The organism is Leuconostoc palmae, assembly GCF_019656075.1.
Taxonomy (GTDB): domain Bacteria; phylum Bacillota; class Bacilli; order Lactobacillales; family Lactobacillaceae; genus Leuconostoc; species Leuconostoc palmae.
Genome location: NZ_BPKZ01000001.1, coordinates 245,511 through 266,716, shown reverse-complemented (window position 1 = coordinate 266,716; position 21,206 = coordinate 245,511). Strand labels below are relative to the sequence as shown.

Sequence of the window (21,206 nt, the reverse complement as noted above, 5' to 3'; positions counted from 1 at the left end):
AAGCTCTATCACGCCGAAAGTAGTTGCCGGATCGCTGGCTGCGAGGATAGGAAGATGCGGTGCCGTACATAGGAAGTGCTCTGAGAAGAGTGCTTTTGCTTTATAAGAAAGAAGAGAGCACGGAAGATATCGGAGAGGTGTCCGAGTCTGGCCGAAGGAGCATGGTTGGAAACCATGTAAGCAAGCAATTGTTTCGAGGGTTCGAATCCCTTCCTCTCCATTATGGACGCTTAGCTCAGCTGGGAGAGCACCTGCCTTACAAGCAGGGGGTCACAGGTTCGATCCCTGTAGCGTCCATTGGCGAAAGTCAAAACCGGCACGTCGGGATAAAACGAAGCCGACTTAGCTCAGTTGGTAGAGCACCGCTCTTGTAAAGCGGGGGTCGAAGGTTCGAGTCCTTTAGTCGGCATGATTCTGCGGAAGTAGTTCAGTGGTAGAACATCACCTTGCCATGGTGGGGGTCGCGGGTTCGAATCCCGTCTTCCGCTTGTATGCCGGCGTGGCGGAATAGGCAGACGCACAGGACTTAAAATCCTGCGATAGAAATATCGTACCGGTTCGATCCCGGTCGCCGGCATATATGCACCTATAGCGCAATTGGATAGAGCGTCTGACTACGAATCAGGAGGTTGCAGGTTCGACTCCTGCTAGGTGCATAGAGGTTGAAGGAATTCAAACTCTTTTTTTAAGTTTAAAGGAGCAAAAGCTCGTAGAACTTTTCGGGACGTAGCTCAGCTTGGTAGAGCACCTGGTTTGGGACCAGGGGGTCGCAGGTTCGAATCCTGTCGTCCCGATTGGCAGAAAGCTGTCAAAGACGATCGCGGTGTAGCTCAGCTGGCTAGAGCGTCCGGTTCATACCCGGGAGGTCGAGGGTTCGATCCCCCCTGCCGCGATAGGCTCGAGATATAGGACCTTTAGCTCAGTTGGTTAGAGCAGACGGCTCATAACCGTCCGGTCGTTGGTTCGAGTCCAACAAGGTCCATGCAGGACGAGAGTCAAGCACAAAATGATGGAGAATTACCCAAGTCTGGCTGAAGGGAACGGTCTTGAAAACCGTCAGGTCGAGAAATCGGCGCGTGGGTTCGAATCCCACATTCTCCTTAGGTAGAGATACCCAATAATATTATCGCGGGATGGAGCAGTCTGGTAGCTCGTCGGGCCCATAACCCGAAGGTCGTAGGTTCAAATCCTGCTCCCGCAATTGGTCGCATGGTCTAGCTGGTTAGGACGCCTGCCTGTCACGCAGGAGATCGCGGGTTCGAGCCCCGCTGTGACCGTTTAGTATAGAGATATATTAAGATGGCTCTGTAGCTCAGTTGGTAGAGCATACGATTGAAGCTCGTAGTGTCGGCGGTTCGATTCCGTCCAGCGCCATAGATGTCAAAAGGCATCAGTATCACATGCGAATGTAGTTCAATGGTAGAATTCCAGCCTTCCAAGCTGGCTATGCGGGTTCGATTCCCGTCATTCGCTTTATGTTTTAGGTAATGAGACATAAAGAGGGCCTGTAGCTCAGTTGGTTAGAGCACTGTGTTGATAACGCAGGGGTCACAGGTTCGAGTCCTGTCAGGCCCATAAGGGAAGCAAGTTCAGTAGAGCTTGCTTTTTTCTTGCCTTTTTTTATTTTTTTAGTTACAATGTTGTTGTATAAATAACTTGCCATAAGTAAACCAATTAAGAAAGTTGTTGGCTGATGTGAAGCAACGGGTAGAAATTCCAGCAAGTGACAATTAGTGGGTAATTCCGCTCGGTTCTCGCCGTTATCAGAGTTCAGTAAGTGTTATGCATAGTTAGATATGCATAAAATTTGGGTGGTACCACGGAAGCGTATTTTCGTCCCTATTCTTTTTTGAATTAGAGGATGATGAGCGTTTTTTTTATATGTGAAATTAATGGAGGAATGATTATGTTGGATATGAAGTACTTGAGAAAAAATAGTGTTGAGGCAGCTGAGCGATTAAAAGCACGTGGTGTGGATAAAGCACAGCTAGATGAATTATTAGATTTAGATCAAAATAGACGTCAAACAATTCAAGAGGTTGAGACACTGAAGGCTGCCAGAAATGAAGCATCTGATAAAATTGCTTATGCTAAACGAAATAAGCAAGATGCAACTCAAGCGATTACCGAAATGCAATCAGTGAGCGCTAAAATTAAAGTACTAGATAAACAACAAACTGAGTTGGATTTAAAAGTTAAAGAGTTGGCTGCACATTTACCCAATTTGGCTGCAAATGATGTACCCGTTGGAAAAGATGAAGAGTCAAATGTTGAGCAAAGAAAGTGGGAACCTATCACAGAAGGACAACCCCGTATTCAAAAGACTAAGCCAGAATGGTTAAAAGCACACTACGAAATAGGGGAAGCATTAGGTATATTAGATTTTGAACGTGGTGCCAAAGTTTCAGGAGCTAGGTTTTTATACTATGTTGGTGATGGGGCTCGACTAGAACGTGCCGTATATAACTTCATGTTAGATGAACACCGTACAGAAGGTTATACTGAAATGATTACACCGATTGTTGTTAATGATGAAGCAATGTTTGGTACAGGGCAGTATCCAAAGTTTCAGGATGATGCCTATCGTGTTGAGGGTCTTAACCAAACATATATTCCAACAGCCGAAGTGCCACTCACTAATTACTACTCTGGGGAAACTATTCCAGCTGAAGATCTACCAATTAAGTTCACGGCGTTATCGCCTTCGTTCCGTAAGGAAGCTGGTGCTGCAGGCAAAGATACACGAGGTTTAATTCGTTTACATCAGTTTAATAAAGTTGAGATGGTTAAGTTTACTAAACCATCTCAATCCTATCAAGAACTAGAAAGTATGACGAAAAATGCTGAAAACATCTTGCAAAAGTTAGCTTTGCCATATCATGTTATTATGTTGTCTACCGGTGATATGGGATTCTCAGCTGCAAAGACATATGATGTCGAGGTTTGGATGCCACAACAAGAAGTATATCGTGAAATATCTTCTGTTTCTAACACCGAAGACTTCCAAGCACGCCGTATGCACATCACATATCGAGATGATAATGAACAGTTACAACTTGTTCATACTTTAAATGGTTCAGGTCTAGCAGTTGGACGAACAGTAGCGGCTATTTTAGAAAATTACCAAAATGAAGACGGATCTGTTACAATTCCAGAAGTATTACGCCCTTATATGCAAGGACAAGAAAAGCTAGTTGCTACACCACACCATTAATATCGCAAAAGCCTATGTTTATTAGGCTTTTTTTGCTACAATTAATAGTAGATTATTGTGCCTAAAAGCACACAAATTTATATTTCAGAGGAGAAACATGCGACATCTGACTGTTGTATGCTAAAGATAATGGCAAATCCAATACGTAAATTAGTTGATAATTCAAAAAAGCAACTAAAAATTTTAAATCGCATAGCTGATGAAGTTGAAAGTTACGCAGACCAGATGGCATCTTTATCCGATGAGGCATTACAGTCTAAAACACCGGAATTTCAAGAAAGAATTGCTAAAGCAATATCTGATATTAAAGATAAAGATAAGAAAAATAAAGTATTAACTAAAACATTAGAAGATATGATGCCAGAGGCATTTGCAGTGGCTCGTGAAGCGGCCAAACGTGTGCTAGGATTATATCCTTTCCGTGTTCAAATCATGGGAGCAGCTGTCTTGAATGGTGGTAATTTAGCTGAAATGCGTACTGGTGAAGGGAAGACTTTAACGGCAACAATGGCTGTATATCTTAATGCTTTAACAGGGTTGGGTGTACACGTTGTAACTGTTAATGATTATCTTTCTGCTCGAGATGCTGAACAAATGGGTCAATTGTATAATTGGCTTGGTTTATCTGTAGGAGTAAATGTTGGTGATGCACCAGCAGATGAAAAGCGTGATGCTTATAATGCGGATATTACGTATTCAACCAATTTTAATATTGGATTCGATTACTTACGTGATAATATGGTTCATCGTGCTGACGAAAGAGTGATGCAACGTGGTTTGAATTTTGCTTTGATTGATGAAGCAGATTCAATCTTAATTGACACTGCTAGAACACCATTAATTATTTCAGGACCAGGATCAGGGGTTTCACAATTATATGGTCGTGCAGATCGTTTTGTGAAAACGCTACAAATTGATGAAGATTATAAAATTGATGAAGAAGCTAAAACATCAATGTTAACAAAAGATGGCATTCAAAAGGCAGAAATATTTTTCAACTTGGATAACCTTTATGCTGCTGGTGATACAGCGTTGACCCACCATATTGATCAAGCTTTGAGAGCAAACTTTAACTACATTAACGATAAAGACTATGTTGTCCAAGAGGGAGAAGTTAAGTTAATAGATCAGTCTACGGGACGTATTTCTGAAGGAACACGTTTATCTGATGGTTTACATCAAGCGATTGAAGCCAAAGAAGGCGTTGAAATCCAAGAAGAAAACAAGTCTATGGCACAGATTACGTATCAAAATTTGTTCCGTATGTATAAAAAACTTTCTGGTATGACAGGGACAGCAAAAACAGAAGAAGAAGAATTACGCGAAATTTACAATATGGAAGTTATTACAATTCCTACCAACAGACCTGTTCAACGTGTAGACTATCCTGATTTGCTATACCCTTCAATTCGAGCAAAGTATAATGCTGTTGTTAAATTAATACAAGAACTTCATTCAAATGGACAGCCTATATTGATTGGAACAGGATCTGTTGAATCTTCTGAGTTATTATCAAAAATTTTAATGGCACAAAATGTACCCCACAATGTTCTAAACGCTAAAAATAACGCCAAAGAAGCTGAAATTATAGCTAATGCGGGACAAAGAGGTGCTGTTACAGTAGCCACGAATATGGCTGGTAGAGGAACAGATATCAAGTTAGGTCCTGGAGTTGCAGAACTTGGCGGATTGGCTGTTATAGCTACTGAACGCCATGAGTCACGTCGTATTGATAATCAATTACGTGGACGTGCAGGGCGTCAAGGGGATCAAGGATTTTCACAGTTCTTTTTGTCACTAGAAGATGATTTAATGATACGATTTGGAGCGGAGCGTATTCGTGCTGTTTGGGAACGCATGAATTTGGATGAAGAAGAAACCGTAATTAAAAATCGTTTAATTACACGTTCCGTTGAATCAGCTCAAAAACGTGTTGAAGGAAACAACTATGACACACGTAAAAATGTTTTGCAATATGATGATGTTGTTCGTGAACAGCGTGAATTAATTTATCATCAACGAGATATTGTTATTGATGAAAAAGAATCTTTGAATTGGGTCCTAATGCCCATGGTTGAGCGAACCATCAATCGTGTTGTTGAAGCACAAACGAAGTCTAAAAAAACCGAGGACTGGCATTTAGATCAAATTATCATATTTGCACAAAACACGTTAGTACGTGAAGGCGATATTACTATTGACATGCTTAAAGAACTTTCGCGTAAAGCAATTGAAGAAAAACTATTCGCACTCGCAAAGACAATTTATACAACCAAAAAAGATCAATTATATGAACCAAATCAAATGCTTGAATTTGAAAAAGTGGTGATCTTAAGAGCTATTGATCAACATTGGACAGATCATATCGATTCATTAGATCGTTTGAGACAAGGTGTTGGTTTGCGTGGGTATGGTCAGCTTAATCCGCTGATTGAATATCAAAACGAAGCATTTGAGAATTTTAATAAAATGATTGCTGATGTTGAATATGATGCAACGCGAACATTCATGAAAGCAGAAATCCGTCAAAATTTAAATGCATAGCTAGATAAAAAGGTTAACAACGTTTATTGTAGTGATAATAGCGAACTTTGTGTTCGCTTTTGTTTTGAAAGGGTAAAACAGATGGAAATTATTGATGCTAAGCATGCCTTAGCTGACATACAAGAGAATATAGAGAGATTTCGTGGGACGCTCGATTTAGAAGCATTGACGGAAGAAATTGCTGACTATGAAAATCGTATGACAGAACCTAGTTTTTGGGATGACAATAATAAAGCACAAAAGGTTATTGAAGAAAATAATGTTTTGAAAAATAGGCGAGACTCTTTTTTGAATCTAACCAGTCAAGCTGAAGAAATTGAAGTGCTTATTGATATGGTTTCAGAAGATCCTGACGATATGGATACCAATGAAGAGTTAGAATTAACTATTTTAAAAGCACAAAAGGATGTTGAAGCATATAATTTAGAACAACTTTTAACAGAACCTTATGACGCTAATAATGCGATTTTGGAAGTACACCCTGGATCTGGTGGAACCGAATCAACAGATTGGGGAGCTAATCTCTATCGTATGTACACTCGTTGGGCACAGCAACATGGATTTCAAGTTGATGTGTTAGACTACCATGCTGGGGACGAAGCTGGTATAGATAGTGCAACGATTAAAATAACTGGACATAATGCGTTTGGATTTTTACGCAGTGAAAAGGGTGTACATCGATTTGTTCGAATATCACCGTTTGATTCAGCTGGTCGTCGCCATACAAGCTTTGTGAGTGTGGATGTTATGCCAGAGTTAGATGATACGATTGAAGTGGAAGTTAGGGATGACGACATCAAAATGGATGTTTTCCGTTCGGGTGGCGCTGGTGGTCAAAACGTTAACAAAGTTTCTACAGGGGTGCGTTTGACTCACGAACCAACTGGTATTGTTGTATCTTCTACAGTGGAACGTACACAATATGGTAATCGTGACTATGCGATGAAACTCCTTAAGGGTAAACTTTATCAGTTAGAACTTGAAAAGCAGGAGGCTGAGCGAGCTGCGCTAACAGGAGACAAGATGGAAAACGGATGGGGATCACAAATTAGGTCTTATGTCTTACATCCGTATCAGATGGTTAAAGATCATCGCACAAACTATGAAACTAATCAACCACAGCAGGTATTAGATGGTGATTTAGATCCATTTATTAATGCTTATTTACAGTGGCAACTCAGTCTAAAAAATCCTAACTAAGGTCGGAACGTCAAGTTTCGGCCTTTTCAGTTATGCAATACAATTATTTTTAATGTGTATTAAAATGCGCTATAATATAAATCAACATTAGACAACCGTTGCCTAAAAAATGGAGGGCATGATATGGATAATAATTATACAGCGAGTGCACAGAATGTATTGATTCTGGCACAAGAACAAGCTAAATATTTTAAACATCAGGCTGTTGGAACAGAACATTTACTGTTATCTTTAGCTATTGAAAAAGAAGGTGTAGCTAGTAAAATTCTCGGTCAATTTAATGTATCAGACGATGATATCCGCGAAGAAATTGAACACTTTACAGGTTATGGGATGACTGCTCACTATGATAAAAATGTTTATCTCCCCTATTCACCAAAAGCAGGGGATATTTTGCGACAGTCAGTGGAAGAATCTAAAGCCTTAGCGCAGTCTCGAATGGGGACAGAACATATTTTGCTAGCACTTTTACAAGATGAAAGTATTTTATCATCGCGTATACTTTTAGCCTTGGATGTAAATCTACAAGAAATGCGTCGTGCAATTTTACGTAAGTTAGGTGTAACTGATGTTAGAAAACAAATGAAGCAACGTGAGAAGAAACAATCTTCTCAGGGAACCCCCACGTTGGATAGTTTGGCTCGAGACTTAACCCAAGTTGCACGAGAAGGTAAAATGGATCCTATTATTGGACGGGATCAAGAAGTACGACGTGTTGTTCAAATTCTTTCTCGTCGCACTAAAAATAATCCTGTCTTAATTGGAGAACCTGGTGTAGGTAAAACAGCAATAGCTGAGGGATTAGCCCAAAAAATTATCAGTAATGAAGTACCAGATACGCTTAAAAATAAGCGCTTGATGGCATTAGATATGGGATCATTGGTGGCGGGTACTAAGTACCGTGGTGAATTTGAAGATCGATTGAAAAAAATCATTGATGAAATTTACAATGATGAACATACTATTTTATTTATTGATGAGTTGCACACTTTAATTGGTGCCGGTGGCGCAGAAGGTGCTATTGATGCATCAAATATTTTAAAACCAGCTTTGGCACGTGGTGAGTTGCAGACACTTGGTGCAACAACTTTTGATGAATACCAAAAATATGTTGAATCAGATGCTGCATTAGAGAGAAGATTTGCACCAGTGACTGTTAATGAACCTTCCCAAGAGGATGCTATCGCAATTTTGAATGGTATCAGACCAAAATTTGAATCACATCATCAAGTAGCAATTGATGATGAAGCAGTTCAAGCTGCTGTTAAATTATCTGCTAGATATATTACTGATAGATTTTTGCCTGATAAGGCGATTGACTTGATGGATGAAGCAGGTGCTAAAGTAAGAATTGATGCAATTGGTCGTCCAAATGCATTGACAAAAAACAAGGCTAGGTTAGTAGAGACTACTGCAGCCAAAGAATCTGCTATTGTTAACTTGGATTTTGAGACGGCAGCGAGATATCGCACAGAAGAGATGAAACTCAAGTCTCGTATTAATAAAGCCGAATCCAAGCTTGAAGAACAGAATAAAAACGAACAACCTCATTATGATCTTCACGTTACGGAGGAAGACATTGCTGAGGTTATATCGCAACAGACAGGCGTACCGTTAACTCAACTCGAAAAAAATGAACAGCAACGTCTAGTTAATTTAGAGGATGTATTGGGACGCCGTGTTATTGGTCAAAAAACTGCTGTATCATCTGTAGCCAGAGCAATACGTCGTGCACGATCAGGCTTGAAAGATCCTAGTCGCCCTATTGGAACTTTTATGTTTCTTGGACCAACGGGTGTTGGAAAAACTGAATTAGCTAAAGCATTGGCTGAAGCTATGTTTGGTAGCGAAGATAATATTATTCGTATTGATATGTCGGAATATCAGGAACGTTGGTCTGCTTCACGATTAGTAGGTTCAGCACCAGGATATGTTGGCTATGATGAAGGTGGTCAACTAACTGAGCAAGTTAGAAATCATCCCTATTCTGTTGTACTATTAGATGAAGCGGAAAAAGCGCACCAAGATATTTTTAATCTCATGTTACAAGTATTTGATGATGGGTTTTTAACAGACTCTAAGGGGCGTAAAGTCGACTTTCGAAACACAATTATTATCATGACATCTAACCTCGGAGCTACGCGTTTACGTGATGAAAAATCTATGGGGTTTGGCGCTGTTGATTTGAAAGATAATCATGAAGCTGTTGCAGAAAAGATACGAGAAACACTAAAAGAAACATTTAGACCAGAATTTATTAATCGATTAGATGAAGCTGTGGTATTTGAGTCGTTAACTAAGGAGGAATTGCATCAAATTGTCAAGTTGATGAGCCGTGCTCTCTTGCAGCGTGTATCTGAACAAGGCATATCTATTAAAATAACTCCTGCTGCGATTGATGTTGTTGCTAGTGCCGGTTTTGATCCAGAATATGGAGCGAGACCAATCAGACGTGCACTGCAAACCAAGGTTGAGGATACGCTAAGCGAAGAGCTGCTCAGTGGTCATATTACGACAGACAGTGTTGTAACAATAGGTGCAAAAAATGGTGAAATTAAAATTACAGTAAAGCCAAAAGAAAATTCAGTCACTAAAGCTTAAAAAGCAATCACTATAACAAATAAGTGATTGCTTTTTCTATAACTATTGATAATAACCAGCCAATAAGTAGAAAGGGAATAAAAGGTATATGTCTTTGATGTTTGACAAAGATGTAAATACCTGCTGTAACTGTTGCACAAATAAGTGTGAACGCAAAAGACATTGATGAAGACACTAACGTTAAACAAATAATTGGTGGAATATCACCTGCACCAAGCGAGTGTCGTACGTAAACAAGAAATAATACAGTCGTGAGTATGACAATAATGAATGAAGCATGTATATCTCTTTGCCATGGCGTAATACTTAAGTAGAGTATCCATGGAATTAAAATATTTGCATGGATACTTTGATCATGACAGTCTTCTAATGCAAGAAATAACATCAAAAAAAATGTGATCCAGAGGCTGGAATCTGAAAATAATAGCAGTCCAATCAATGTGCCAAAGAATTCCAATAAAGGATAACGGAACCCATAATGATAGTGACAATAACGACATTTAAAATTAGTTATAATCGCTGATATAACGGGTAATAAATCGTACCATGATAACGTGTGATCACAATTAAAGCAAAAAGAACGGTTAATAAATATTGGGATATGGTTATTAACGCGATCAGCTAAGCAAATAATTGATGATGTGATAACTGAATTTAGTAAAATAAGTAATAAATTTTCCATAATTTATTAGACGTTGTGAAAAAGTATTTCTCACATGATTATTTAGTCAATGATTAAAGTTGATGGATACTATTGACAATGGATGAAAATCTGTTATTATATTTGACGTGCTTTTAAGTTATCTGTTCTGTGATATACTCACAACGTGCTGAACGGCACTGTAAAGGCAATTGTTAGCAGATATTCAGTGAGCATTTTTGTTTTAAAACAAAAATGATACACCTGGAACTGTGAATTTAATAAAAATTTAAGGAGACCGTAGCATGCCTACAATTAACCAATTGGTTCGCAAGCCTCGTAAGTCAAATGCGACTAAGTCAAAGTCACCAGCTTTGAACTTCGGCTATAACTCAATGAAGAAGAAAGCAACAAACAACGTTGCACCACAAAAACGTGGTGTTGCGACACGTGTTGGTACAATGACACCAAAGAAGCCTAACTCAGCTTTGCGTAAGTACGCTCGTGTACGTCTTTCAAACTTGTACGAAGTGACTGCTTATATTCCAGGTATTGGTCACAACTTGCAAGAACACTCTGTTGTTTTGATTCGCGGTGGTCGTGTTAAGGATTTGCCTGGTGTGCGTTACCACATTATTCGTGGTGCATTGGATACAGCTGGTGTTGACGGACGTATGACATCACGTTCAAAGTACGGCACAAAGGCGCCAAAGAAGTAAGAAGGAGACTGACAAATGCCACGTAAAGGTTATACTAAGCGTCAGGAAGTTTTGCCTGACCCAATTTACAATTCAAAGCTCGTTTCACGTTTGATCAACAAGTTGATGCTTGATGGTAAGCGTGGAACTGCTTCAACAATCTTGTATGATGCTTTTGATCGTATCAAGGAAGCTACTGGTAACGAACCATTGGAAGTTTTCGAACAAGCAATGGAAAACATCATGCCTGTATTGGAAGTTAAGGCTCGCCGTGTTGGTGGATCTAACTATCAGGTGCCAATCGAAGTACGCCCTGACCGTCGTACAACATTGGGATTGCGTTGGTTAGTAAACTACTCACGTTTGCGTAACGAACACACAATGGATGAACGTTTAGCTAAGGAAATCATGGATGCAGCTAATGATACTGGTGCATCTGTTAAGAAGCGTGAAGATACGCATAAGATGGCTGAAGCTAACCGTGCATTCGCGCACTATCGTTGGTAAAATTTTTGGCACACCTTGTGTGTTGTGCTTAAATTAAACCATCATTTATTGGGATGCTAAATTTAATCGTTCACATCGCAATAAATAGTGTAAAATGACAGTAGATGGTAAAGCACTATTGGCTTTTACCATCAAAAAGCGAACACAATTCTGTGTCGCTTTTTGTTGCATATAGAACAAAACCAGGAGATAACTCACAATGGCAAAACGTGAATACCCACTAGAACGTACACGTAATATTGGTATCATGGCCCACATCGATGCGGGTAAGACAACAACTACGGAACGTATCTTGTATTACACAGGTAAAATTCACAAAATTGGTGAAACACACGATGGTGCTTCACAAATGGATTTCATGGAACAAGAAAAGGAACGTGGAATCACAATCCAATCAGCTGCCACAACAGCTGTATGGCATGGCTTCTTTGACCAATTCGCAAAGACACCATACCGTGTTAACATCATCGATACACCAGGTCACGTTGACTTTACAATTGAAGTTGAACGTGCTTTGCGTGTTCTTGATGGTGCTGTAGCGGTTCTTGATGGTGCAGCTGGTGTTGAACCACAAACTGAAACTGTTTGGCGTCAAGCAACAACATACGATGTACCACGTATCGTCTTTGTTAATAAGATGGATAAGATGGGTGCTGATTTTGGTATGTCAGTTGAATCAATGCACGAACGTTTGCAAGTTAACGCTGAAGCTATCCAATGGCCAATCGGTGCAGAAGATGATTTCGAAGCTATTATTGACTTGGTTACACAAGAGGCTTATTATCCAGTCGATGAGTTGGGTGAAAAGTGGGAACCACGTGAAATTCCTGCAGAATTAAAAGAGTTAGCTGAAGAAAAGCGCAATACTTTAATTGAAGCTGTTGCTGATGTTGATGATGATTTGATGGAAAAGTACCTTGAAGGTGAAGATATTTCTGTTGAAGAATTAAAGGCTGCAATTCGTCGTGCAACTTTGGCATTGCAATTCTACCCAGTTCTTGCAGGTTCTGCCTATAAAGATAAGGGTGTTCAAATGATGTTGGATGCCGTTGTTGATTATTTGCCAGGACCTTTGGATGTTAAGCCATATGTTGCTAATGATCCAAAGACAGGTGAAGAAGTTGATTTAATTGCTGATGATAGCAAGTCATTTGCTGCCTTGGCCTTTAAGATTATGACTGATCCATTCGTTGGCCGTTTGACATTTATGCGTGTTTATACTGGTACTTTGCAATCAGGTTCGTACGTACAAAACACGTCTTCTGACACGCGTGAACGTGTTGGTCGCTTGCTACAAATGCACGCGACATCACGTACAGAAATTGATGAAGTTTTCTCAGGTGATATTGCTGCAGCTATTGGTTTGAAGAACACGACAACTGGTGATTCTTTGACAGCCGTTGATCATCAATTGGTTCTTGAATCAATGGAATTCCCAGAACCAGTTATTGAATTGGCTATCGAACCAAAGACGAAAGCTGATCAAGACAAATTGTCTAATGCTATTCAAAAGTTAGCTGAAGAAGACCCATCATTCCGTGCAACAACAAACCCTGAAACTGGTGATACATTGATTGCTGGAATGGGTGAATTGCAATTGGATATCATGGTTGATCGTATGCGCCGTGAATTTAACGTTGAAGCAACAGTTGGGGCACCTCAAGTTGCCTACCGTGAAGCATTTACACAAACAGTGCAGGCACGTGGTTACTTCAAGCGTCAATCTGGTGGTAAGGGACAATATGGTGATGTTTACATCGAATTCTCACCAAACGAAGAAGGCGCTGGATTCGAATTCGAAGATGCTATCGTTGGTGGTGTTGTGCCTCGTGAATATATTCCATCAGTTGAAGCAGGTTTGAAAGATGCTTTGAATTCTGGACCATTGGCTGGATTCCCATTGGTTGATTTGAAAGCTAAGTTGTACGATGGTTCATACCACGATGTCGATTCTTCTGAAGCTGCCTTTAAGATTGCTGCTTCATTAGCCTTGAAAGAAGCATCAAAGACTGCTGGTGCAGTTATTCTTGAACCAATCATGGCGGTTGATATTGTTGCACCTGAAGACAATCTTGGTGATGTTATGGGACACGTCTCAGCACGCCGTGGTATGATTGAAGGTCAAGAATCTCGTGGACCTGTTTTGGCTGTTAAGGCTAAGGTGCCTTTGTCAGAAATGTTTGGCTATGCAACAACTTTGCGTTCTGCAACGCAAGGTCGTGGTACATTCCAAATGGTATTTGATCATTATGAAGCTGTTCCTAAGAACATTCAAGAAGAAATTATCAAAAATAGTGGTAAAGAAGCATAATCTATCATCTTTACTATTAAACTGACAGATGGTTCAGTATAAACGGCGTCGCTCATATCGAGCGGGGTCGTTTTATTTCAAGAAAATTATTAAAAAAGAGGGCGTAATGAATAAAAAGCATAGTAAATATCTTATTCCAGGTATTATTGTTATTGGTATGGTATTACGTTTGCCATTTACCTCTATTCCGCCCATTATCAACAATATTGCTGAAGCTTAGCATGTTCCAGTTGGTGAACTGGGTATTTTAACGACTATCCCTTTAATAGCTTTTGCGCTATTTTCTTCGGCTGTGCCTAAGACTGCTGAAAAGTTAGGATTAGAACGCGCATTTTCGGTAATGATTTTGTTGATGATTCTTGGTTCTGCGATGAGAGTTGTCAATACGCCATTGTTATACGTTGGAACTTTGCTTTTGGGTATAGGCATCGCACATATGAATGTCTTGTTACCAAGTGTTATTCGAACCTATTTTCCGACAAAAATTGGGCCAATGACATCGATGTTTACATTCAGTATGATGTTAGCAACTGCTGCCGGTGCCGGCTTATCTGCGCCAATAGCTGCTAAATTTGGTTGGCAAACTGTTATAATCATTTTAAGTTGCGCATTGCTTATGGCATGGATAATTTGGTTGCCAAATGATTGGTTTTCAGTAAAACAAAAATCTTTTTCTGAAAAAACACATGTTCCTTCTAAAGAAAAATCAAACGGTATTTGGCGTAATAAGTATGCTTGGCTGTTGTTATTTTTTAGTGGGATGCGCAATCAGCAATGTTTTATATTCTAATGGCGTGGGGGCCAACTATGACTGTACAAACAGGCTTATCTCCTGAAATTGCTGGTGCTTTTTCAGGTTTGAATTCACTGATTGGATTACCTGCAGCTTTGATTGTGCCAACCATAATTTCTAATATGACCAAACGCATGCGTCAAATGTTTATTAGTGGTATTTCAGCTCTTGGAGTATTAGGGTATGTGCTACTATTACATCAAGTTGGTAGTTTTTGGTATTGGCTAGTTGTTAATCTACTGATAGGGATTAGCACCTCAGTGTTATTCCCATACTTAATGTCAACCTTTAGTTTGAAGACGGATTCTCCAATGCAAACTGCTGAGTTATCAGGCATGTCGCAAAGTGGTGGCTATTTGTTAGCTGCATTGGGACCTGCATTGTTTGGTTATGCATATGGTTGGTTTCATAGTTGGCAGCCACAGTTAATTGTGGCACTAGTTATGTTTGCTTTAATGATTGTGTCAATTGTTATTGTTGAAAGACAATATAATATTTTTTGAAAAGAAAGTAACTTCACGTGAAGTTACTTTCTTTTCTTGTTACAATATAGCTATTGACTAAAAGTGAGGGTTGTGAATTGGCAAATGTACCAACAGCAATTATTGAATTTAAAAATGTAGGGCTGTCTTACGATGATAACGAAGTATTGAAAAATATTGATCTTGAATTAGAAGCTGGCAAGTTTTACACATTGTTAGGTCCTTCGGGTTCAGGTAAAACAACTATTTTGAACCTAATATCTGGGCAGCTAACGGCTACACATGGTGATATTTTATTTGAAGGAGATATTATTAATAATGTTCCTGTAGAAAAGCGCAATATGAACACAGTTTTTCAAGACTATGGTCTTTTCCCAAATATGAACGTCTTTGATAATGTTGCTTTTGGACCAAGCATTAAAGGAATGAGCAAAAGTCAAATTAAGACCAAGGTCGCTGAGATGCTTGATTTAGTTAAATTAAGTGAATATGCTGATCGAGATATTAATGAGCTTTCTGGTGGGCAACGTCAACGAGTCGCTATTGCTAGGGCATTGGCTAATGATCCCGAAGTGTTATTGCTCGATGAGCCACTTTCCGCCCTTGATTATAAATTAAGAAAAGATATGCAATACGAATTACGAGAAATTCAACAAAGATTAGGTATCACATTTGTCTTTGTAACACATGATCAAGAAGAAGCGTTGGCTATGTCTGATTGGATTTTTGTCATGAATGATGGGGTCATTCAACAAAATGGATCGCCGGAAGATATTTATGATGAACCCATTAATCACTTTGTTGCTGATTTTATTGGTGAATCGAATATTCTAGAGGGCATTATGAAATCTGATTATCTGGTTCATTTCACAGGAAAAGATTTTGAAAATGTCGATGCAGGAATGCGACCAAACGAAAGGGTTGAGGTTGTGATTCGTCCAGAAGATCTAGACTTAACAACTGTGGAAAATGGAAAACTTATTGTGACGATTGACGATCAATCGTTTAGAGGAGATTACTATGAAATAACAGCGATAGACGATGATGGAAATGAATGGCAAGTTCAAGCAACTAATAAATCATTAGTAGGGGAACGTGTAGGACTGACTTTTGATCCAGAAGACATCCATATTATGCGTTTCAATGAATCAGAAGACGACTTTGATGCTCGTTTAGAAAGTTATGAGGATGATTCTAATGATGACGAAAAGTAAACGACAAAGACAACTTTTTTATCTTATTCCTTATAGTATATGGCTTATTTTATTTGTTGTAGCACCACTAATATTGTTGCTCTTCCAGTCTTTAACAACGCCAAATGGTCACTTCACACTGAAAAACTATGCCACCTATTTTGGCAGTGGGACATATCTGAGAATGACTTTTAACTCAGTTTGGTATTCTTTTCTAATTACTGCTATTACGTTAGTTATTAGTTATCCAATGGCTTACTTGCTTAATCAATTAAAACAAAAACAGTTTTGGTTGCTGTTGATTATTTTACCAACATGGATAAATTTGTTATTGAAAACGTACGCATTTATAGGGTTACTATCTAAATCAGGTACGGTTAACAATTTTATTGGTCTATTTGGCATAGTACCTCAACAGCTATTATTTTCTGATTGGAGTTTTTTGTTAGTTGCAGCTTATATTGAAATTCCGTTTATGATTCTGCCTATTTTTAATTCTCTGGCTGAAATTAATCCACGTCTAGAACAAGCGAGTCGGGATTTAGGTGCTAATAAATGGCAAACTTTAAAGCGTATTATTCTGCCGCTTTCGATGCCTGGTGTTAAAGCCGGTATCCAAGCGGTATTTATTCCCAGTCTATCTTTATTTATGATTACAAGATTAATTGGTGGCAACAGAGTAATTACATTAGGTACAGCTATCGAAGAACATTTCTTGGTGACTCAAAATTGGCAACTGGGTTCAACTATTGGTGTTATTTTAATTGTTGCTATGGTGATTACAATGATCTTGACGCGTGATCGTATCCGTCGTACTGGTAGAAAGCGAGGAACACTTCATGAGTAAAAACGTGAAATGGGGGAATATTTACCTGTGGTTTATGTTTGTAATATTATATTTGCCAATCTTTTTCTTGGTTATTTATTCATTTAATTCAGGGGATGTTATGCAAGGTTGGGAGGGGTTTTCTCTCAAACATTATGTGGAGTTGTTTGCAGATACCAGAATTTTAGAAATTGTGGTTAACACATTTCTAGTCGCATTGCTGTCTTCTTTGTTAGCTAGCATGATTGGGACTGCTGGTGCATTATATATATATAATTTAAACCATGAATTGGTTAAAAATGTTTTTTTATCGTTAAACAATATTTTATTGGTATCACCTGATGTCATCATTGGTGCATCATTTTTAATTCTTTTTACGGTCATGGGATTTTCATTGGGGTTCACATCAGTTTTACTTTCCCATATTGCATTTAGCATTCCCATTGTTGTGTTAATGGTTTTACCTCGATTACAAGAAATGAATCGATCGCTTGTTGCGGCAGCAAAAGACTTGGGAGCTAATAACTGGCAAATGTTAACCCGTGTTATCTTACCAGTTATTTCACCAGGCATTTTAGCAGGATTTTTTATGGCTTTTACATACTCTTTGGATGATTTTGCTGTAACTTTCTTCGTTACTGGTAATGGTTTTTCAACATTATCAGTTGAAATTTATTCCCGCGCGCGTCAAGGTGTGAGTCTTGAAATTAATGCACTATCAGCGATGATGTTCTTGGTTTCTTTGATACTTGTGTTAGTTTATTATGCTATATCGTCACGCTCTGGACGAAATAAAAAACAAGGAACACGCTTAGTTTTGCCTGCGTCGGAAGGTTTATAATATGAAAAAACTTATTACAGGTATTATTGCCATTATTACTATCGTCATAATATTGTTTGGTATACAGAGATACCTAGCAATGAAGACGGGTACAGGAGAATCATCTGACAAGGTGTTAAATTTGTACAATTGGGGTGATTATATTGATCCTGATTTATTGACAAAATTTACTAAAGAAACAGGTTATAAAGTCAGCTATGAAACTTTTGATTCCAATGAAGCAATGTATACTAAAATTAAGCAGGGCGGTACATCATATGATTTGACAATACCATCTGATTATATGATCCAAAAAATGAAGAGTGAAAATTTACTATTACCGCTAGATCATTCTAGATTAACGGGACTGTCTAATTATGACTCTCGATTTATGAATCAGTCTTTTGATAAAAATAATAAGTATTCGTTGCCTTATTTCTGGGGTACCTTGGGTATTATATACAATGATAAGTACGTAAAAGCCAATCAAGTGCAGCATTGGGATGATTTGTGGTCACCGCAGTTTAAGAATCAAATTATGCTGATTGATTCAGCGCGTGATGCCTTAGGTATTGCTCTCATAACACAAAATAAATCGGTGAATGATAAGTCAGAGGCTGATTTAGCTGCGGCTCAGGCAAAGTTAACAGCGTTAATGCCTAATGTAAAAGCTGTGATTGCTGATGAAATAAAAATGTATATGGCTCAAAATGAAGCAGCCATAGCAGTCACATATTCAGGGGAGGCATCAGAAGCATTAAGCAATAATAGTCATTTGCATTATGTTGTGCCAACTGAAGGCTCCAATTTATGGTTCGATAATATTGTCATGCCAAAAACTGCTAAGCATAAAGATGCTGCATATGCGTTTATTAACTTCATGAGTAATCCTGAAAATGCGGCGCAAAACGCCAAGTATATTGGATATGCTACACCAAATAAAAAAGCATTGAGTTTTTTGCCTAAGGATATTCGAAATGATAAACAATTCTATCCTGATGAACGAACAGTGAGCCATTTGCAAGTTTATGATAATTTAGGACAAAAGTGGACTGAAAAATATAATGACGCATTTTTAGAATTTAAAATGACACAACGATAAAATCTAGCAGATATCTGCTAGATTTTTTTAAAAAAAGTTTCTTAAAAGCTTGCTATGTCTTGATAAATCTGTTAAAGTAGTTAAGTACGCTTTTGGAACAGTAGTCATATAAACCTACCGAAAGCCTGGTGTATCAATATTTAGCGATGATGATTAAGGTTGCGACACGCGCGGCCGCGTTGCCATGGGCGCGCAAAACACAAGCAGTGTTGTCGGTTTTTAATCGAAGTTAGCTGATTTACAAAATCAACGAGGAGGCACAAAATAATGGCACAAAAGAAGATCCGTATCCGTTTGAAGGCATACGAACACCGTATCTTAGACCAATCAGCAGAAAAGATTGTTGAGACAGCTAAGCGCACAGGTGCAGAAATTGCTGGTCCTATCCCATTGCCAACAGAACGTACATTGTACACAATTCTACGTTCACCACATAAGCATAAGGATAGTCGTGAGCAATTCGAAATGCGTACGCACAAGCGATTGATCGACATTGTGAACCCTACTGACAAGACAGTTGACGCATTGCGTAAGCTTGAATTGCCATCAGGTGTTGCGATTGAAATTAAATTGTAATTCATTGAATTGCATTTTACCATTCTTTTAAAAAGAGAATAATAATATTTAAAAAAATAAGGAGATTAGTCATGACTAAAGGTATCTTAGGCCGTAAAGTCGGTATGACTCAGGTTTTCACAGAATCTGGTGAATTGATCGCCGTAACTGCTGTTGAAGCTACACCAAACGTTGTATTACAAGTAAAAAATGTTGCAACTGATGGTTATAATGCTATCCAACTTGGTTACCAAGACAAGCGCGCAGTTTTGTCAAACAAACCTGAACAAGGTCACGCTTCTAAAGCAAACACGACCCCTAAGCGCTACGTTCGTGAAATCCGCGATGCGGAAGGCGAATTTAACGCAGGGGATGAAATTAAGGTTGACACATTCCAAGCAGGTGATTACGTCGACGTAACCGGTATCACAAAGGGACATGGCTTCCAGGGTGCTATTAAAAAGCTTGGACAATCACGTGGTCCTATGGCCCACGGTTCTCGCTACCACCGTCGTCCTGGTTCAATGGGTGCAATCATCAACCGCGTATTTAAGGGTAAGCTATTGCCTGGTCGCATGGGTAACAATAAGCGTACAATGCAAAATGTTGCTATTGTTCACGTTGATGTTGAAAACAACTTGTTGTTGTTGAAGGGCAATGTTCCTGGTGCCAACAAGTCACTATTGACTATCAAGTCAACAGTTAAAGTTAACGCAAAGCATCCTGAAGTTAAGATGGCTGGTGTGGCTACACCTGCTACAGCTGAAGAAGCTTAATATAAAATATATAGAAAGGAGAACAATCAATCATGACTAAAGTTGCTGTATTAAAGCAAGATGGTAGTCAAGCTGCTGAAATCGAATTGAACGACGCAGTTTTCGCCATCGAACCTAACAACGCCGTTATTACTGATGCAGTTTTGATGCAACGCGCATCAATGCGTCAAGGTACACACGCTGTCAAGAACCGTTCAGCGGTATCTGGTGGTGGACGTAAGCCTTGGAAGCAGAAGGGTACTGGTCGTGCACGTGCCGGTTCAATTCGCGAACCACAATTCCGTGGCGGTGGTATTGTTTTTGGCCCTACACCACGTTCATACGCATACCGTATCAACCGTAAGGCATACCAATTGGCTTTGAAGTCAGTTTTGTCACAAAAAGTTGCTGAAAGTAAGTTAGTAGTTGTTGATGCTTTGTCATTCGAAGCACCAAAGACGCAAGACTTCAAGAAAGTTTTGGCTAACTTGTCAGTTGACACAAAGACATTAGTAGTTGTTGATGAAGACAACGAAAACGCAATCTTGTCAGCACGTAACTTGGCTAACGTTCAAGTTATGACAACAAAGGGTATCAACGTACTCGACGTTGTTAATGCAGATAAGCTGGTGATTGTTCAATCATCAATCGAAGAAATCCAAGGAGGTCTTGCCTAATGGATGCACGCGATATTATCCGTCGCCCGATTATCACTGAAGCTTCAATGGCACAAACAGAACGCAAGCGTTATGTGTTTGAAGTTGATACTCGCGCAACAAAGCCTGAAATTAAGAAGGCAATTGAAGAGATCTTCGACGTTCAAGTGAGTGGTTTGAACACAGCTAACGTTCGCGGTAAGAAAAAGCGTCAAGGTCGTTATGTTGGTTACACACGTAAGTTGAAGAAGGCAACAGTAACGTTGTCTAAAGATTCAAAAGATATTCAAATTTTTAACGAAGGTTAAT

At 39.1% G+C, this 21,206-nt stretch carries 16 protein-coding genes, 15 tRNA genes and 1 pseudogene; 31 read left to right on the top strand and 1 reads right to left on the bottom strand.

From position 1 onward, the window contains the following. The first annotated feature begins 131 nt into the window (after nucleotides 1–131). The 19 genes from K5Q12_RS01470 to K5Q12_RS01380 all read left to right on the top strand — a co-directional run bounded on the left by K5Q12_RS01470 (nucleotide 132) and on the right by K5Q12_RS01380 (nucleotide 9,559). Nucleotides 132–220: transfer RNA gene (locus tag K5Q12_RS01470), tRNA-Ser, on the top strand. A gap of 4 nt (nucleotides 221–224) precedes the next feature. Next, nucleotides 225–297: transfer RNA gene (locus K5Q12_RS01465), tRNA-Val, on the top strand. 39 nt (nucleotides 298–336) lie between these two features. Then, nucleotides 337–409, top strand: a tRNA-Thr gene (locus K5Q12_RS01460). Between the two features lie 7 nt (nucleotides 410–416). Next, a tRNA-Gly gene (locus K5Q12_RS01455) sits at nucleotides 417–488 on the top strand. 5 nt (nucleotides 489–493) lie between these two features. After that, nucleotides 494–577 (top strand) — tRNA-Leu (locus K5Q12_RS01450). Nucleotides 578–582: 5 nt separating this feature from the next. Beyond that, nucleotides 583–656, top strand: a tRNA-Arg gene (locus tag K5Q12_RS01445). Nucleotides 657–720: 64 nt separating this feature from the next. Continuing rightward, nucleotides 721–794, top strand: a tRNA-Pro gene (locus tag K5Q12_RS01440). Nucleotides 795–819: 25 nt separating this feature from the next. Next, nucleotides 820–893: transfer RNA gene (locus tag K5Q12_RS01435), tRNA-Met, on the top strand. A gap of 15 nt (nucleotides 894–908) precedes the next feature. Beyond that, a tRNA-Ile gene (locus K5Q12_RS01430) sits at nucleotides 909–982 on the top strand. A gap of 29 nt (nucleotides 983–1,011) precedes the next feature. Beyond that, a tRNA-Ser gene (locus K5Q12_RS01425) sits at nucleotides 1,012–1,101 on the top strand. 26 nt (nucleotides 1,102–1,127) lie between these two features. Further along, nucleotides 1,128–1,201 (top strand) — tRNA-Met (locus K5Q12_RS01420). A 2-nt stretch (nucleotides 1,202–1,203) separates the two neighbouring features. Next, nucleotides 1,204–1,277 (top strand) — tRNA-Asp (locus K5Q12_RS01415). A 24-nt stretch (nucleotides 1,278–1,301) separates the two neighbouring features. Next, nucleotides 1,302–1,374 (top strand) — tRNA-Phe (locus K5Q12_RS01410). A gap of 28 nt (nucleotides 1,375–1,402) precedes the next feature. Next, nucleotides 1,403–1,473, top strand: a tRNA-Gly gene (locus K5Q12_RS01405). A 28-nt stretch (nucleotides 1,474–1,501) separates the two neighbouring features. After that, nucleotides 1,502–1,575 (top strand) — tRNA-Ile (locus K5Q12_RS01400). Between the two features lie 331 nt (nucleotides 1,576–1,906). Then, nucleotides 1,907–3,214 carry a serine--tRNA ligase gene (gene serS / locus K5Q12_RS01395; RefSeq protein ID WP_220741962.1) on the top strand — a complete coding sequence of 436 codons (1,308 nt, stop codon included), beginning with the start codon at nucleotides 1,907–1,909 and terminating at the stop codon, nucleotides 3,212–3,214. Nucleotides 3,215–3,343: 129 nt separating this feature from the next. Beyond that, on the top strand, nucleotides 3,344–5,758 hold the full coding sequence (secA, locus tag K5Q12_RS01390; RefSeq protein ID WP_220741961.1) for a preprotein translocase subunit SecA: 2,415 nt from the start codon (nucleotides 3,344–3,346) through the stop codon (nucleotides 5,756–5,758). Between the two features lie 81 nt (nucleotides 5,759–5,839). Further along, nucleotides 5,840–6,958, top strand: coding sequence for a peptide chain release factor 2 (gene prfB / locus K5Q12_RS01385; protein ID WP_220741960.1), 1,119 nt, complete (start codon nucleotides 5,840–5,842; stop codon nucleotides 6,956–6,958). A gap of 123 nt (nucleotides 6,959–7,081) precedes the next feature. Next, nucleotides 7,082–9,559, top strand: coding sequence for an ATP-dependent Clp protease ATP-binding subunit (locus K5Q12_RS01380; protein ID WP_220741959.1), 2,478 nt, complete (start codon nucleotides 7,082–7,084; stop codon nucleotides 9,557–9,559). 10 nt (nucleotides 9,560–9,569) lie between these two features. Here the strand turns inward: K5Q12_RS01380 and K5Q12_RS07295 are convergent, their stop codons facing one another. Next, the gene (locus K5Q12_RS07295) at nucleotides 9,570–10,241 is read right to left on the bottom strand and encodes a prepilin peptidase (RefSeq protein WP_220741958.1); all 672 of its coding nucleotides are present in this window, start codon (nucleotides 10,239–10,241) and stop codon (nucleotides 9,570–9,572) included. 263 nt (nucleotides 10,242–10,504) lie between these two features. Here K5Q12_RS07295 and rpsL point away from each other — a divergent pair, with 263 nt between their 5' ends. The 12 genes and pseudogenes from rpsL to rplW all read left to right on the top strand — a co-directional run bounded on the left by rpsL (nucleotide 10,505) and on the right by rplW (nucleotide 21,205). Next, on the top strand, nucleotides 10,505–10,918 hold the full coding sequence (gene rpsL / locus K5Q12_RS01370) for a 30S ribosomal protein S12 (RefSeq protein ID WP_004899477.1): 414 nt from the start codon (nucleotides 10,505–10,507) through the stop codon (nucleotides 10,916–10,918). A 15-nt stretch (nucleotides 10,919–10,933) separates the two neighbouring features. Further along, nucleotides 10,934–11,404, top strand: a complete 471-nt coding sequence (gene rpsG / locus K5Q12_RS01365) for a 30S ribosomal protein S7 (RefSeq protein WP_004899475.1) — start codon at nucleotides 10,934–10,936, stop codon at nucleotides 11,402–11,404. Between the two features lie 199 nt (nucleotides 11,405–11,603). Beyond that, complete coding sequence (gene fusA, locus K5Q12_RS01360; protein ID WP_220741957.1) at nucleotides 11,604–13,715, top strand: elongation factor G; 2,112 nt, start codon at nucleotides 11,604–11,606, stop codon at nucleotides 13,713–13,715. 106 nt (nucleotides 13,716–13,821) lie between these two features. Next, nucleotides 13,822–15,011, top strand: a pseudogene (locus K5Q12_RS01355) (MFS transporter). Nucleotides 15,012–15,088: 77 nt separating this feature from the next. Beyond that, the gene (locus K5Q12_RS01350; protein WP_246570425.1) at nucleotides 15,089–16,204 is read left to right on the top strand and encodes an ABC transporter ATP-binding protein; all 1,116 of its coding nucleotides are present in this window, start codon (nucleotides 15,089–15,091) and stop codon (nucleotides 16,202–16,204) included. Beyond that, the gene (locus K5Q12_RS01345; protein WP_220741968.1) at nucleotides 16,191–17,030 is read left to right on the top strand and encodes an ABC transporter permease; all 840 of its coding nucleotides are present in this window, start codon (nucleotides 16,191–16,193) and stop codon (nucleotides 17,028–17,030) included. The genes K5Q12_RS01350 and K5Q12_RS01345 overlap by 14 nt, the downstream gene beginning before the upstream one ends. Next, nucleotides 17,023–17,850 (top strand): ABC transporter permease, encoded by an 828-nt coding sequence (locus K5Q12_RS01340; RefSeq protein ID WP_220741955.1) that lies wholly within the window; start codon nucleotides 17,023–17,025, stop codon nucleotides 17,848–17,850. The genes K5Q12_RS01345 and K5Q12_RS01340 overlap by 8 nt, the downstream gene beginning before the upstream one ends. Before the next feature lies 1 nt (nucleotide 17,851). Then, entirely contained in the window at nucleotides 17,852–18,931 is a 1,080-nt protein-coding gene (locus K5Q12_RS01335; RefSeq protein ID WP_220741954.1) for an ABC transporter substrate-binding protein, read from the top strand. 267 nt (nucleotides 18,932–19,198) lie between these two features. Beyond that, on the top strand, nucleotides 19,199–19,507 hold the full coding sequence (gene rpsJ / locus K5Q12_RS01330) for a 30S ribosomal protein S10 (RefSeq protein ID WP_002816040.1): 309 nt from the start codon (nucleotides 19,199–19,201) through the stop codon (nucleotides 19,505–19,507). Nucleotides 19,508–19,578: 71 nt separating this feature from the next. Then, nucleotides 19,579–20,262, top strand: a complete 684-nt coding sequence (gene rplC, locus K5Q12_RS01325; RefSeq protein WP_220741953.1) for a 50S ribosomal protein L3 — start codon at nucleotides 19,579–19,581, stop codon at nucleotides 20,260–20,262. Nucleotides 20,263–20,294: 32 nt separating this feature from the next. Next, the gene (gene rplD / locus K5Q12_RS01320) at nucleotides 20,295–20,918 is read left to right on the top strand and encodes a 50S ribosomal protein L4 (protein ID WP_220741952.1); all 624 of its coding nucleotides are present in this window, start codon (nucleotides 20,295–20,297) and stop codon (nucleotides 20,916–20,918) included. Further along, nucleotides 20,918–21,205 (top strand): 50S ribosomal protein L23, encoded by a 288-nt coding sequence (gene rplW / locus K5Q12_RS01315; protein WP_004899461.1) that lies wholly within the window; start codon nucleotides 20,918–20,920, stop codon nucleotides 21,203–21,205. The genes rplD and rplW overlap by 1 nt, the downstream gene beginning before the upstream one ends. The last annotated feature ends 1 nt before the right edge of the window (nucleotide 21,206 follow it).

Excerpts from the sequence above, each read along its gene's own strand:
- serS (WP_220741962.1), top strand. The coding sequence starts at position 1,907 with ATGTTGGATATGAAGTACTTGAGAAAAAATAGTGTTGAGGCAGCTGAG.
- secA (WP_220741961.1), top strand. The coding sequence starts at position 3,344 with ATGGCAAATCCAATACGTAAATTAGTTGATAATTCAAAAAAGCAACTA.
- prfB (WP_220741960.1), top strand. The coding sequence starts at position 5,840 with ATGGAAATTATTGATGCTAAGCATGCCTTAGCTGACATACAAGAGAAT.
- K5Q12_RS01380 (WP_220741959.1), top strand. The coding sequence starts at position 7,082 with ATGGATAATAATTATACAGCGAGTGCACAGAATGTATTGATTCTGGCA.
- K5Q12_RS07295 (WP_220741958.1), bottom strand. The coding sequence starts at position 10,241 with ATGGAAAATTTATTACTTATTTTACTAAATTCAGTTATCACATCATCA.
- rpsL (WP_004899477.1), top strand. The coding sequence starts at position 10,505 with ATGCCTACAATTAACCAATTGGTTCGCAAGCCTCGTAAGTCAAATGCG.
- rpsG (WP_004899475.1), top strand. The coding sequence starts at position 10,934 with ATGCCACGTAAAGGTTATACTAAGCGTCAGGAAGTTTTGCCTGACCCA.
- fusA (WP_220741957.1), top strand. The coding sequence starts at position 11,604 with ATGGCAAAACGTGAATACCCACTAGAACGTACACGTAATATTGGTATC.
- K5Q12_RS01345 (WP_220741968.1), top strand. The coding sequence starts at position 16,191 with ATGACGAAAAGTAAACGACAAAGACAACTTTTTTATCTTATTCCTTAT.
- K5Q12_RS01340 (WP_220741955.1), top strand. The coding sequence starts at position 17,023 with ATGAGTAAAAACGTGAAATGGGGGAATATTTACCTGTGGTTTATGTTT.
- K5Q12_RS01335 (WP_220741954.1), top strand. The coding sequence starts at position 17,852 with ATGAAAAAACTTATTACAGGTATTATTGCCATTATTACTATCGTCATA.
- rpsJ (WP_002816040.1), top strand. The coding sequence starts at position 19,199 with ATGGCACAAAAGAAGATCCGTATCCGTTTGAAGGCATACGAACACCGT.
- rplC (WP_220741953.1), top strand. The coding sequence starts at position 19,579 with ATGACTAAAGGTATCTTAGGCCGTAAAGTCGGTATGACTCAGGTTTTC.
- rplD (WP_220741952.1), top strand. The coding sequence starts at position 20,295 with ATGACTAAAGTTGCTGTATTAAAGCAAGATGGTAGTCAAGCTGCTGAA.
- rplW (WP_004899461.1), top strand. The coding sequence starts at position 20,918 with ATGGATGCACGCGATATTATCCGTCGCCCGATTATCACTGAAGCTTCA.